Origin of the sequence: Chitinophaga qingshengii, from assembly GCF_014529935.1 — a bacterium.
Lineage (GTDB): Bacteria > Bacteroidota > Bacteroidia > Chitinophagales > Chitinophagaceae > Chitinophaga > Chitinophaga qingshengii.
Genome location: NZ_JACVFC010000002.1, coordinates 1,033,927 through 1,047,346, shown reverse-complemented (window position 1 = coordinate 1,047,346; position 13,420 = coordinate 1,033,927). Strand labels below are relative to the sequence as shown.

Annotated in this window: 12 protein-coding genes; 9 read left to right on the top strand and 3 right to left on the bottom strand. The window is 48.7% G+C overall.

Annotated elements, in window-relative coordinates; genetic code table 11:
- Nucleotides 1-5 precede the first annotated feature (5 nt).
- The 3 genes from ICL07_RS19565 to ICL07_RS19555 all read left to right on the top strand — a co-directional run bounded on the left by ICL07_RS19565 (nucleotide 6) and on the right by ICL07_RS19555 (nucleotide 2,760).
- Nucleotides 6-1,658 (top strand): M56 family metallopeptidase, encoded by a 1,653-nt coding sequence (locus ICL07_RS19565; RefSeq protein WP_188089703.1) that lies wholly within the window; start codon nucleotides 6-8, stop codon nucleotides 1,656-1,658.
- A 118-nt stretch (nucleotides 1,659-1,776) separates the two neighbouring features.
- Entirely contained in the window at nucleotides 1,777-2,235 is a 459-nt protein-coding gene (locus ICL07_RS19560) for a redoxin domain-containing protein (protein WP_188089702.1), read from the top strand.
- A gap of 24 nt (nucleotides 2,236-2,259) precedes the next feature.
- Complete coding sequence (locus ICL07_RS19555; RefSeq protein ID WP_188089701.1) at nucleotides 2,260-2,760, top strand: DsbA family protein; 501 nt, start codon at nucleotides 2,260-2,262, stop codon at nucleotides 2,758-2,760.
- Here ICL07_RS19555 and ICL07_RS19550 read toward each other — a convergent pair.
- Entirely contained in the window at nucleotides 2,743-3,801 is a 1,059-nt protein-coding gene (locus tag ICL07_RS19550; protein WP_188089700.1) for a formylglycine-generating enzyme family protein, read from the bottom strand. The genes ICL07_RS19555 and ICL07_RS19550 overlap by 18 nt on opposite strands.
- Before the next feature lie 280 nt (nucleotides 3,802-4,081).
- Here ICL07_RS19550 and ICL07_RS19545 point away from each other — a divergent pair, with 280 nt between their 5' ends.
- Complete coding sequence (locus tag ICL07_RS19545) at nucleotides 4,082-5,446, top strand: GH1 family beta-glucosidase (protein ID WP_188089699.1); 1,365 nt, start codon at nucleotides 4,082-4,084, stop codon at nucleotides 5,444-5,446.
- A 112-nt stretch (nucleotides 5,447-5,558) separates the two neighbouring features.
- Here ICL07_RS19545 and bamG read toward each other — a convergent pair whose 3' ends face one another.
- Complete coding sequence (gene bamG / locus ICL07_RS19540) at nucleotides 5,559-6,788, bottom strand: BamG family beta-barrel-assembly machinery protein (protein ID WP_188089698.1); 1,230 nt, start codon at nucleotides 6,786-6,788, stop codon at nucleotides 5,559-5,561.
- An 11-nt stretch (nucleotides 6,789-6,799) separates the two neighbouring features.
- Nucleotides 6,800-8,164 (bottom strand): DUF4270 family protein, encoded by a 1,365-nt coding sequence (locus ICL07_RS19535; protein WP_188089697.1) that lies wholly within the window; start codon nucleotides 8,162-8,164, stop codon nucleotides 6,800-6,802.
- A gap of 247 nt (nucleotides 8,165-8,411) precedes the next feature.
- Here ICL07_RS19535 and ICL07_RS19530 point away from each other — a divergent pair, with 247 nt between their 5' ends.
- The 5 genes from ICL07_RS19530 (at nucleotide 8,412) to ICL07_RS19510 (ending at nucleotide 13,323) form a co-directional block, all read left to right on the top strand.
- A complete protein-coding gene (locus tag ICL07_RS19530) occupies nucleotides 8,412-9,407 on the top strand; it encodes a Kelch repeat-containing protein (RefSeq protein WP_188089696.1) in 996 nt (331 codons plus the stop codon).
- On the top strand, nucleotides 9,400-9,744 hold the full coding sequence (locus ICL07_RS19525) for a DUF4907 domain-containing protein (protein ID WP_188089695.1): 345 nt from the start codon (nucleotides 9,400-9,402) through the stop codon (nucleotides 9,742-9,744). The genes ICL07_RS19530 and ICL07_RS19525 overlap by 8 nt, the downstream gene beginning before the upstream one ends.
- Nucleotides 9,745-9,913: 169 nt before the next feature.
- Complete coding sequence (locus ICL07_RS19520) at nucleotides 9,914-11,218, top strand: sensor histidine kinase (RefSeq protein ID WP_188089694.1); 1,305 nt, start codon at nucleotides 9,914-9,916, stop codon at nucleotides 11,216-11,218.
- Nucleotides 11,215-11,925 carry a LytR/AlgR family response regulator transcription factor gene (locus tag ICL07_RS19515; protein WP_188089693.1) on the top strand — a complete coding sequence of 237 codons (711 nt, stop codon included), beginning with the start codon at nucleotides 11,215-11,217 and terminating at the stop codon, nucleotides 11,923-11,925. The genes ICL07_RS19520 and ICL07_RS19515 overlap by 4 nt, the downstream gene beginning before the upstream one ends.
- A 270-nt stretch (nucleotides 11,926-12,195) precedes the next feature.
- The gene (locus ICL07_RS19510) at nucleotides 12,196-13,323 is read left to right on the top strand and encodes a cysteine desulfurase family protein (RefSeq protein WP_188089692.1); all 1,128 of its coding nucleotides are present in this window, start codon (nucleotides 12,196-12,198) and stop codon (nucleotides 13,321-13,323) included.
- Nucleotides 13,324-13,420 lie beyond the last annotated feature (97 nt).

The window sequence follows — 13,420 nt, the reverse complement described above, 5'->3', positions numbered from 1 at the left end:
GAACAATGATACCTGCCATACTGATATACCTGTTCAAAGCCAATGTGGCGCTCACCTTGTTTTTCCTGGCTTACCGGCTGGGCTTACGGCGACTGACTTTCTACACGCTTAACCGCGTATTCCTGTTATCGGGCATTGTTTGCTCTTCGCTGTTTCCGCTGGTGTCTGTCAACGCATTTGTGGACCGCCACGAAACCATTGCCGGCGGCATCGCCTACCTGCCAGATCTGAGTGCCCTAACGGTACCGGATGAACGTTTCACGGTATGGTCTGCTTTGGTATACCTCTTTTGGATAGGAGTAGCAGTAATGACCATCCGCCTGGCTATCCAGCTCATTTCATTATGGCGCATTCACCGGCGTTCCAGTCCGGATACGGTAGACGGCGTACCGGTACGAACGTTGCAACAACAGGTGAATCCGTTTTCTTTTTTCCGTTATATCTATATCAATCCATCTCTGCACCAGCCAGATGAACGATTCGGCATTCTCTCCCATGAGCAAGTGCATGTACAGCAATGGCATAGTATCGACGTGATACTGGGCGAACTGAACAACATCTTCTACTGGTTTAATCCGGGCGCCTGGCTCATGAAAACAGCTATCCGCGAAAACCTGGAGTTTATCACCGACCGCCACCTGCTGAAACAGGGTGTCGACAAAACAGCTTATCAATACAGTCTGATAAAAGTTAGTGGGATCCCATATGCGACGGCCATCGCAAACAATTTCAATTTCTCACATTTAAAAAACAGGATCATTATGATGAACAGTAAAAAATCATCAACCATCCAGCTGGTGCGTTATGTGGCATTGGGCGCTTTGGTGGGCGGCCTGGTGTTATCTCTCAACTACAGCAAGGCTTCCGTAAGCCCCTGGAAATCTTCCCCCGCAGTGGCGGATACTACGATAAAACCTGGGGTAATCCTGGAAACCAGGAGAGCCAGATCTCACAGCCCCGCTGTCAGGCCCAATCCCAACCCAGACCCCAAGGGTGCTACCGTAGTAGAGAAAAGACCTGAAGTAACCGTACAGCAGGTAACCGCACCCGATGGCAGCGCTGCCACTACCGTAAATATGTCCGCCGACAGGGCAACTGTTGTAGCACCAACGGTTACTATACAGCCGGGACAATCACCCTTGAAGACAGCAGATGGTCAGGAACCGATTTACATCATCAATGACAAGGTATGTACCAGCAGCGCAGAAATCTCTGCACTGTCACCCGGCGATATCGAGTCTGTCAGTGTATACAAAGGTGAACGCATGCCTGGTAGTATGATCGCCGAACTCGGGGAAAGAGCCCGTGCCGGGGTCATCGTTGTCTATACCCGTGCCTGGTTGGTTTCCAATAAAAAACGTTACGAGCCTGCCACCTCCGTTCAGGGAAAAGCACCAGGGGAATCAGCGGGCCAAGGTAAAGCAGTACAGGAGCTCCGCAGGGGAGCTTCCGGAGGCAAAGCAGCGGTATTAACAGAAGATGAACTTAAAGCCAGGGCCAAAGCACGGAAAATAGACGATAACGACCCTGATAAAAAGATTTATATCCGGCTGGAAGGTGAAGCGGCAGGATTGGTGGTAAGAGAAAATGGTTATACCGCCACGGGAAACGCTGTGTACCTCATCCCCAAAGAACAACCCAAAAAGACAGCACAGTAAAATACATCCGCATAATACTCAAAAAGCCACGGTCCGCCACCGTGGCTTTTTTGTTGAGGGACAACTTTCTCCGGCCATTAACGTTATACTTAGGCACCCCCGGATAAAATTGTTGTCTATGTTACAGAATGGCGATAAAGCACCCGATTTTACCCTCGCAGCGTCTCCTGATAAATTGGTCACGCTATCGGATCTCCGCGGTAAAAATGTGATACTGGCATTTTATCCGGCCGACTGGAGCCCGGTATGCAGCGATCAAATGGCGCTCTATAACGAAATGCTCCGTTTTTTTGAGCGATATAACGCTGTACTGTTGGGCATCTCTGTAGATGGCGCCTGGTGCCACAAGGCTTTTACAAAAGACCGGAACCTGCATTTTGATCTGCTGGCCGATTTTGAACCGAAAGGATTGGTTTCCCGGCTATATGGCGTTTACCAGGATGGCGTGAGCCAACGGGCGCTATTTGTTATCGATGACCAGGGTGTTATCCGGTGGAGTTATCTGTCACCCATCGGGGAAAACCCGGGCGCTGATGGTATCCTGCAGGCGTTGGAATCCATCAGCACAACAGCCTGACTTTGTTATTCGTAATTGAAACATATGCTTACACCTCCCATTACCAGCCGTGATCATGTCACCGGTAACCAGCAAGGCTCCACGGAGATTGTGGAGTATGGCGACTTTCAGTGTCCCTATTGTGGAGAAGCTTTTGGTATCGTCCGGGATCTGTTACAGTCGCTCAGCAATGTAAAGTTTGTATTCCGCCATTTCCCACTGGCAGAATCACATGAATATGCCATGGACGCCGCTTTGGCCGCAGAAGCAGCCGCCAGGCAGGAACAGTTCTGGCCTATGCACGATGCTATTTATCAGCATCAGCAGGAGCTTTCAGACGATTTGTTTTCTAAGCTGGCACAACAGCTGCACCTCAACCTGGAGCAGTTTAAGGAAGACATGCAGGACAATCAGCTGGTCAGCAAAGTGGAAGCCGACTTCGAAAGCGGTATCCGCAGCGGGGTAAACGGTACCCCTACTTTTTTTATCAACGGAAAAAGATTTAACGGCGACTACCGCAACCTGTTATCAGCGGTTCGCCACTGAGCGTACGCAACGGAAACCCAGGTTAGCCAGGCCCGATTCCGGCGTGGTTTTCATCCTCGCGGATACCCGGTAGCCACGGCAATACTCATCACTGCACATATAGGACCCACCCCGGATCACATGTTTCTGCTGACCGGGATCTTCAGGATCATATCCTTTGGACGGCCCGGTTGGATTGGACGCGTCCTGCCCCGCCTGCGCATAATAATTGGCATCATAGAGGTCCGCTACCCACTCCCACACATTACCCGACATGTCGTATAACTGGTAACCGTTAGGCTTATACGATTTTACCGGCGAGGTGCCCGTAAAACCATCTGTTTTCGTGTTTTTATAAGGGAAATTACCATTCCAGGTATTGGCTTTCGGTTGACCGGCAGTGAGCGCTTCGCCACCCCAGGGATATAGCTGATTGGAAAGACCACCCCTGGAGGCATACTCCCATTCTGCTTCTGTAGGCAGCCTTTTCCTGGCCCATTTGGCATAAGCCTGGGCATCCAGCCAGGATACCTGTGTTACGGGATGGTTTTCCCGGCCTTTGATATCGCTGCCAGGGCCTTCCGGATGCTGCCAGCTGGCGCCGGCAACAAAACTCCACCATTGGGAAACATCGTTGAAAGGAACGGCATGGTCCGGCGGTGTAAATACCAGGGCGCCGGCCGCCAGCATACTGCTGTCGGGCTCCGGGGAACCCGGTGGCATACTGGCCATCAGCTCTTCTTTGGAGATCGGCTTTTCAGCGGTGGTGACATAACCGGTGGCCGCCACAAAAGCGGCAAATTCCTGGTTGGTGACCTCATGTTCATCCATCCAGAAACTATCTACTTTCACGGTATGTTTGGGATATTCATCAGGCATACCGGTGCTGTCATCGGCCCCCATACTGAAACGCCCCCCTGGTATAAGTACCATATGGTTCAGGGTGTCTGTTCCGCCGACGGCAGCGGTTGTAGTGTCTTGCTGAACGGGTGTTTTGCCGGTCCCCCCACAGGCAGCCAATGCTGCTGTAACAATACTGAGATATATCAAATGCCTGGTCATCTGCACAAAATAAGGCTTTCTCGCAAAGACGCAAAGCAGCAAAGAACGCAAAGATTTTTATTAAGAATATAGAAGAAAGCAAAGGAGCGGAGATCAATAACTGATCTTCGCTCCTTTGCTTTCTCTGCTCACTTATATATTCTTTGCGCTCTTTGCTGCTTTGCGCCTTGCGTGAACCCTCCGCTGTTAACAATAAAATAATGATTTTTTTACCTAAACTATTGTAAACTGCACTCTGATCTGATGCAGCCCGACTGCACCGTTTATTCAGTTTTTGCATATGCAACAATCAGCCATCCCTTTCACACGGAAGGATTTCGGGGATGATTTCCTATGGGGCGTCACTATTTCTGCCTTTCAGAACGAAGGCGCTCACAACCTCGACGGTAAAGGCGCTTCTATCTGGGACACTTTCACCGGCCGCAAAGGAAAAATCCGCGATAAAACCCATGCACAGGTGGCGTGCGATTTCTACAACCGCTATACTCAGGATATCCTGCTGGCAAAAATGCTGGGGTTCAATGTGTTTCGTTTCTCGCTGTCCTGGGCCCGGATCATTCCCGGTGGTACCGGCCCGGTTAACCAGGCGGGCATTGATTTTTACCATCGGGTGATAGATGCCTGTCTCGAATTAGGCCTGGAACCTTATGTGACATTATATCACTGGGATCTGCCTCAGGCGTTGGAAAACAAAGGTGGTTGGTGCCATCGCGGCGTTGTGTTTGCTTTTGAAAACTACGTGCGCGTATGCACGAAGGCTTATGGCAACAAAGTAAAAAACTGGATCATCCTGAACGAACCTTTCGGCTTTACTGCATTGGGATATATGCTGGGTGTACACGCTCCCGGAAAGATAGGCCTGTCCTGGTTTCTGCCGGCGGTGCACCATGCCGTGATGGCGCAGGCGGAAGGTGGCAGGGTAGTACGGGAAGAAGTCGCCGGTGCTAATATTGGTACGGCTCTTTCCTGCTCACAGATCGTCCCTTTTACCGACAATGAAAAAGACCTCAAAGCAGCCCGGAAAGCAGATGCGCTGTTTAATCGTATATTCCTGGAACCTTCGCTGGGCATGGGTTACCCGGTCAACGACTTCCCACTCCTGAAGCGCATCGAAAGAAGATACGCCCTGTGGCGCGATTGGGACAAGCTGGCGTTTGATTTCGATTTTATCGGCGTACAAAACTATTTTCCGTTGGTGGTAAAATACAACGCTTTTATGCCGGTAGTCAATATCTCTGAAGTGAAACCCAGGGCTCGCAATGTGCCTACTACGGCGCTGGGATGGGAAATTAACGGCGACGGCCTGTACGAAGTGCTCAAACAATTCTCCGCCTACGATCGCGTGAAAAAACTGATCGTCACGGAAGGAGGTGCCGCTTTCCCTGATTTACGCGCGGAGAATGGCGCTATCCACGATAGGGACCGTGTCAGTTACTTCACGGAATACCTGGAAGGCGTACTCAAAGCCAAAAGAGAAGGTATCCCGGTAGATGGCTATTTCGCCTGGACGCTCACCGATAATTTTGAATGGGCCGAAGGCTATCGCGCCCGGTTCGGACTGGTACATGTCAATTTTGAAACCCAGCAACGCACGATTAAAGACTCCGGATACTGGTTCCGGGAATTGTTGAATGCGGAAGAATAAATACATCTCCGGAAAAAATAAACCCCGCACGGGAGCGCAGGGCTTAAATTCGTAAATTCCAACATCCCTAAATCAAATACCACAATAACAAAATAGTTAAATAACCAAATGTTTACTGGTTCAGTCGTTTAATAAACCATATATCACGCAGACTGAAATGAAATACTGCATTCACATAGTTCTCCTTCACTAAACCATTATTGGTAGAGCCGCGTTGCCCGGCTTCCAATCCCACATAATAACGCAATTGCCCGTTCTTGCTGGGGAGGGAAACGCCCAGCGTACCGGCCATGTCGTGTATTACTGTGTTTTTAATCACCAGCGGCGACTGGTTATAACTGAAGCCTGCCTGGAAGATAAGGCCTTCAATAGGCCGGTTATAGTACTGTTTGTTGATGGCATATTCTATACCGGTGGAGAACCGTTGTCCGTCCTGGTAATAATAGTTGAGTCCTTTATCGCCCAGGTTGTTCCATACCTGGTGCCGGTAATCTGCCACCCAGGTAATGGTGTTATTGGTGAGGGAAATACCACCGCCAAACTCCGAAGGCAGTGTGAAGTAACCGGGCGCCAACTCTTCGGTGTAGTAAGGTGTGTTATCCTGGTTCACGATATTGAGTTGTTGCTGTAGTTTCATGCGGGTCTGGAAGCGGTAGGTGGCACCCAGTCCCAGTTGCCAGTCTTTGCTCACCTTCGTGATATATTGTGCGCCGGCAGTGAAATTAGGTTTGAAGGTATACTGGTTATGTTGGGTGATCAGTGAATCGGAGCCAATGGTTTGATTTACCTTGATCGGTCCGAATAAAAAACCCGTGGATATACCGATGGAAAAATGTTTGTTGAGTTGAAAACCATTGGAGATATAAACCCGGTTTAATCCGCCGGAACCGGTAGTGGTAGCGGTGACCGGATTGCCGGTACCGGTGATGAACTGGTTGTTGAGCAGTTTATAATCCACGGTACTGAAAGGAGTGATACCAGCGCCAATGCCCCACCAGCGGTTGGCTTTAAAGCCCAGCGCCAGCCGTTTGAAATTGAGATCGCTGGCGGTTTGGGAGATATTGGGACCGGAGTAATTCAGGTACTGCGCTTTCAGGGAACCATCGAACATAAAGTTTTGTGTAGGTAAAGCGCTGTAAGATGCCGGATTCAGCTCGTTCAGGTAGCCGCTGTTACGACGGCCTATGCCGGTGCTGCCGAGGCCGAAATTGCGGCTGTAATCTCTTGTTTCAAGGTCGCCGATACCATAGGCGGAATAAATGGAGTTGATGCCGTGTTGTGCTTGTGCAGCGCTGGCAAGCAGCAATAGCGCGGTCACACCGGTATATATTTTTTTGCGCATAGTCATGTCCGTTATTTATACAGCAGGTAGTATACCTGTACCTTGATTTTCTTTTTAGGTGACTGCTGATCGTTGACCACCAGCCTGTCGAGGCTATTTCTGCCGGCGCCTCCGGGCGTGGTGAGGTAGAGGCCCCGGGCAGCTATATTGTCGGCGGTTAGCTGTGTATTGCAATAGTTGGTGATATCGTAGGAGTAGTAGGTGTTTTCGTTGTACTGATTATCTATGGTAAGACTGCCGTAGCCAATCGTGTCGGTTACGTTGTTGGCTTTGTCTATCTGGCACAGCGCCAGGTTGGCCGGTATCTGGCTGCTGTTGCTGAAGGTACCGGAGGCGGGATAAACAGTCAGCACCACTTTCATGATTTTAAAGAACTGCCCCAGCTGTTGCATGTTTTTGAGGTAGGGTAGATCGATACGGGTACCCACTCCCGTGAGCGACTGTACGAAAGTCATATTGCCGGTAGCGGCAGAGGGCAGCTCTTTTACCGGACCCACCAGTTTTTCCAGCGGCGTACCGCTGCGGTTGGCGGTTATCTGATTGAATTGCAGTTCTGGTGCGCTCATTTTGAAGTCCACGTATTTGGCGGTGGTCACAATTTCATTGACATGATAATAGAGCCGCATGGTGAGCGCGGTATCCTGTGCCAGGTAAGTCATCAGGGAGGCATTTCCCGGGCCGGGCGTGATTTTCAGGCCACGGAAAAAATCGAGGAAATTAGGTCCGGCGGTGATGTCCGGACTTTTGTCGCGCAACATGGTAAAGAACTGGCGGCCCAGTACATCGGATAAAGTGACGCTGACGGTTTTGTCTGTCTTCGGACGGATGATACCCGTGAAGCTGCCCAGTGGCGTACTTTCAGTGGCGAAGTTGCTGTTGTTATATAGGCTGTAGAAGGTTTGGGCAAATTGTATCTTCTGGGTAACGCGGTATACCTGCAAACTTTGCGGCTGCAGGGAATCGCCGGCAATATAGCCACCGGGGCGCAGGATAAGCCGCAGCGAATCGTAACCGGAGCCGTTCACCGGTATATCGATAGCGGCAGGCTGTATCACCTGGAAATAGGAGTTGGCTGTAACAGCGCCCAGGTAAGGGTCGGATTGATTGCCGATGAGCAGCAGGCCGGAACCGGAAGTAGGAACGGAGTCGTACTGCAATGTTTTCATAGCGACAGACAACGTATCAGTCAGGATATAATCCGTCTCTTTGTTATCTATGACGTTGTCATAGGAGAAACCGGTCTTCTGACAGGCAACAGCTCCCATCAGCCATAACAGCAACAGATATCTGATGCTGCTTTGCTGCTTTGCGCCTTTGCGTGAAACAAAACGTTGCTCCCTTCTCATCCTTTTGCGTGAAAAAAATTCGTAGTTCATGGTGCGCAATTTTAGACACGATCCATACTTACCGTTGCCGTAATATGCCAACGGGCATTATTCATCGATGAATCCATTAATCTGTTCTTTGTGCGGCCAATAGCGGCTGTAAGCCGGCTATACGCAAAAGATTACTGCTGGCAGATGAAAAAGGGGTGTCTATCCGCTAAAAAGAGGGGAATATCTATTTCCTGTTTGCCGGAATGCTCTCACGGATAATTTTGGCGACAGTAAAACGAACATGCGAATGCGTTATTTAAAAGGTTATAGTTTTTTATTAGTCGCCTCCCTGATGGCCTGTTCCAAAGGTTCTACCACCACGGATAAAATCGGTAACTGGATCAAACGTTCTGAGTTTGAGGGTGTCGGCAGAAGCGCTGCTGCTTCTTTCGTGATAGATAACAAGGCCTATGTAGGCACTGGTTATGATGGTACGAACAGGTTGCAGGATTTCTGGGTATATGATGTGGATCTGAACCAGTGGACACAGAAGGCGGCATTCCCCGGCGCGGGCCGCAGTGGCGCTGTGGGCATCGCTATGGCCGGTAAAGGTTATGTAGGCACCGGTTATGACGGGCTTAACAAACTAAGCGATTTTTATCAGTACGATCCTGCTGCCAATACCTGGGCCCGCAAGGCAGATTTCGCTGGCGGTGCACGTTATGGTGCGGTGGCTTTTGCGCTCAATAATAAAGGCTACATCGCTACCGGTTATGACGGTAACTGGCTCAAGGACAACTGGCGTTATGACCCCGCTGCCGATGCGTGGACACAGGTGCAGAGCCTTACCAGTGGTAAAAGGCAGGACGGCAACGCCTTTGTGATTGGTAACAAGGCCTACGTATGTATGGGTACTGCCAATGGCAGCTATGTCAGTGATTTTTACGCTTTCGACGGCGCTACCGAAACCTGGGCGGCGCTGCGGCCTATTGATAACGTGTCTGACCAGAGCTACGACGATAACTACAACTTTAAAGGCAGCGGTGCCGCGTCTTTCGCGATGCGGGGGCTGGGATATATAGTGTCCGGTACCAAAACCAGTCTCTCTACCGCTGTATGGGAATACAACCCGGGTACAGACCTGTGGATACAGCGAACGGATTTTGAAGGGGCGGCACGCAACGGGGCGACCGGCTTTTCGGTGAAGGACCGTGGCTTTGTGGTACTGGGTACCAGTTCCAGCCAACCGTTTGATAATATGTTTGAATTTGATCCTACAGCTGCATATAACCAGTATGACTAAACGAAAATTACGATGGATTATCCCGGTGCTGGCAATACTGCTATTGTGGGTGGTATGCCGGAATCATCGGGAATCCTCACCTGACAGGGATGATATGGTACGGTTATCCGTAGTGCCTTTTGAAACTGGCGGTGGATGGGGGTACAAGGTGATGGCCGATAATCATCCCTATATCTATCAGGATGTGATACCCGGTATTGCGGGTAACCGGCCTTTCCGGTCAAAGGCTGATGCGCAGCGTGTAGGCCAGGCAGTGTTGGAAAAGATGATGGCGCACCGGATACCAACTGTTACGTTAACGGAATTAATAAAGATGCAGGTGGCCGGCGTGCAATAAGAATGTTGTCTGTTCAGTGGTGTAATCCTGCCTGGTTTTAAACAATTTAAAACCGGGTGGGATTCCCTATTGGTGCAATTTTAAGAAGAATTTAATCCCGTTCTAATTTTAACAATCCCTTATAGCAGGATTAACAAACTTTAACACAAGCAAAAGCAGATACGGTTGTATGTTTATCGCATCAATTACAATGATGCTTCCTTTCAAACGTATATTAAAGAATCGCCCGGTCGTCGTCTCCCTGCACATCTTAGGATGGGTATGTTTTTTATTCTTTCCGTTTTTTATCTACCGCATACAGATTCTGCACAAAGGTTTCTTTTTTAAGGAGCTGATTGATAACCTTTTTCTGATCGCTATTTTTTACCTGAACATCTATGTACTGATCCCGCGTTATTTTAACCGGCAGAAGATTGTAAAATATCTGAGCACGGTGATACTGCTGGTGGTATTTATTACTATACAGCAGGCGGCGCTCGACTTTTACTTCTTCCGCAATTTTGTGGGCCGCCCGGCAATGATGGCTATGCGGATCGATAAAAGCAAATTTGCCAATGATGTAACAACCAGGTCCTTTCCTCCGTTTAACCATCGGTATCAGTTCCCGGATGAAAGCGGGGCACAGCAGAGTGTAACAGTCATGGCTACGCCGCTGGGTGATGCCAAAGTACATCATATGTCTGCCGTGACGCCGGTGGTATCTACGTTGCCGCTGCCGCCGCCACGCTGGTTCAGGGTTGTAGGAGAGAAGGCTTCCTTTTGGGATTACCTGTTGTTCCCGGAAGTACTTCGCCGCTCAGGCTTCTTCGCGCTGCTGATGTTGTTCATGAGTGGTTTTATCAAGATAGCCGTGGAGTGGTTTGAAAGTGAAAAACAACGGGAAGCGTTGAAAGTAGAAAAGCTGAATGCAGAACTGAAATTTCTGAAATCGCAGATAAATCCGCATTTCCTGTTTAACTGCCTGAATACGATTTATTCACTGGCGCACAAACAATCGGGGCAAACGGAACATGCCATCCTGAAGCTATCAACCATTATGCGGTATATGATCTATGAATCTAACGAGGCCAATGTGCATCTGGAACAGGAACTGAAATATTTACAGGACTACATTGACATACAGCGGTTGCGCCTGCCGCACGATATTGACATCCACTATACCGTAAAAGGCAAGGCTGCCGGGTTTACGATAGAACCTATGCTGCTGGTGCCTTTTGTGGAGAATGCCTTTAAGCACGGGATCAGCTACGCAGAAGAGTCCTTTATCAACATCGATATTACTATTGCCGAAAATATGATCAGATTAATCGTCAGGAACAGCCTCTTTAAAGAACGGGTATCCGAAAGAGGCGGTATCGGGTTACAGAATGTACTGAAAAGACTGGACATGCTCTATCACGGAGACCATGAAATTACCATCACGGAAACGGATAACCGGTTTATTGTTGATCTTAAAATAGTGTTGAAAAAATGATAAAGTGTATCGCTGTGGATGATGAGCCCCTGGCCCTGGAAATCCTGGAAGATTATATCCGCAAAGTGCCCTTCCTGCAGCTGGCCGGTAAATTTGAAAATGCCGCCAATGCCCTGCGCTTTATCCAGGAGGAACCGGTGGACCTGGTATTCCTGGATATCAAAATGCCCGATATTACCGGCATTCAGTTCCTGAAGTCCCTCAAATATCCGCCTATGGTAATTTTTACAACGGCCTATGGGGAATATGCGCTGGACGGCTTCAACCTCGACGTGGTGGACTACCTGCTGAAACCGGTGCCTTTTGAACGGTTCCTGAAAGCAACGGCCAAGGCCAGAGAGGTCCTCTCTGCCAATCAGCAGAAAACCGCTCCGCTGGAAGCAGCTTTCACCAATGATTACATCTTTATCAAAACAGAATACAAAATCATCAAGATCAATCTTGAAGACATTCTTTTCATCGAAGCACTGAAAGACTATACGAAAATTTATACGCCTAACCTGCCTGTGCTTACCCTGCGCAGCCTTAAATCATTCGAAACCCGCCTGCCGGCCGATAAGTTTATCCGCGTACACCGCTCTTACCTCGTGTCGCTCAATAAGATTAATTCGGTGGAGAAAAATACCGTGATGATCGCCAACCAGTCCATCCCTATCAGTGATGGGTACCGCGACCGGTTCTATGATCTGATCAATAGAAACTCCTGAACATTTACGGATTTTGATATTTAGGGATTTGGATATTTTAATATTTGATAGTGTTATTTGAACCTTTTGTATAGGAATTGATATTTAGATATTTTTATATTTTATTTTTATATATTCAAAACGAATATATAATCATTTGTTTATGTAATTAATATCCGAGTAATTCAATAGATAAATAACCAAATATCAAAATAACCAAATGAATCTATTCAAATTTTTCGGAACTTTGGTGGCACCATTACAAAAAGCCTTAATCAAAAACCACCAACATTGGAAAGAATTTATTTTGACAACGCAGCAACCACCGCTCTCGATCCGGTGGTATTGGATGCCATGCTGCCTTATATGACGGAAAAGTTCGGAAACCCTTCGTCTATCTACTCCTACGGAAGAGAAACCAGGCTGGGTATCGAAAATGCGCGCAAATCCGTCGCTAAAATACTGAATGCACATCCGGGAGAAATATTCTTCACCTCTGGCGGTACAGAAAGCAGCAATACGGCTATTAATGCGGCGGTAAAAGACCTGGGGTGCAAACACATCATTTCTTCCCCGATCGAACACCATGCTACGCTGCATACCGTAGAGCACCTGCATCATCATGACGGCATCGGTCTGTCATTTGTAAAAATATTGCCTTCCGGCCATGTGGACATGGACCATCTCCGTCAGCTGCTCGAAGAAGCCGGTCAGAAATGCCTGGTAACCCTCATGCACGCCAACAACGAGATCGGCAACCTGATCGATATCCACGCGGTAGGCACCCTCTGCAAAGAGTTTGATGCGATCTTCCATTCTGATACGGTCCAAACAGTAGGGCACTATCCGTTCGATCTGCGTAACACCCCGGTGCACTTCATTACCGCGGCAGGACATAAATTCCATGGCCCTAAAGGCGTGGGTATCCTGTATATCAACGAAAACGTGAAAATCAGTCCCTTTATCCAGGGCGGCAGCCAGGAACGCAATATGCGCGCCGGTACCGAGAACCTCTATGGTATTATCGGTTTTGCCAAAGCACTGGAACTGGCCACTGAACAACATGAAGAACACAAAGCGTACATTGACGGACTGCGTAAATACATGGCTGCCGAACTGGAAAAAAATATCCCGGGCGTCATGTTCAATGGCGACCTGCACGGCCGTAGCCTGTACACGGTATTGAACGTGTCTTTCCCGAAATCAGAAAAAAGTGAAATGATCCTGTTTAACCTGGATATCAACGGTATCTGCGCTTCCGGCGGCAGTGCCTGTACCTCCGGCGCCAACGCAGGTTCTCATGTGATCCGCGCTATCAACAGCAATCCTAACCAGATTGCCGTACGTTTCTCCTTCTCTAAAAACAATACAAAAGAAGAAGTGGATACTGTGATCACGAAACTGAAGGAACTGATATAGGATTTAAGGATTTTTTGATTTACGATTTTTTGATTTCGCGAATAAAAGCGAAACCACCAATAAAAAGAAGACCGAAGCAGAATTTATCCGCTTCGGT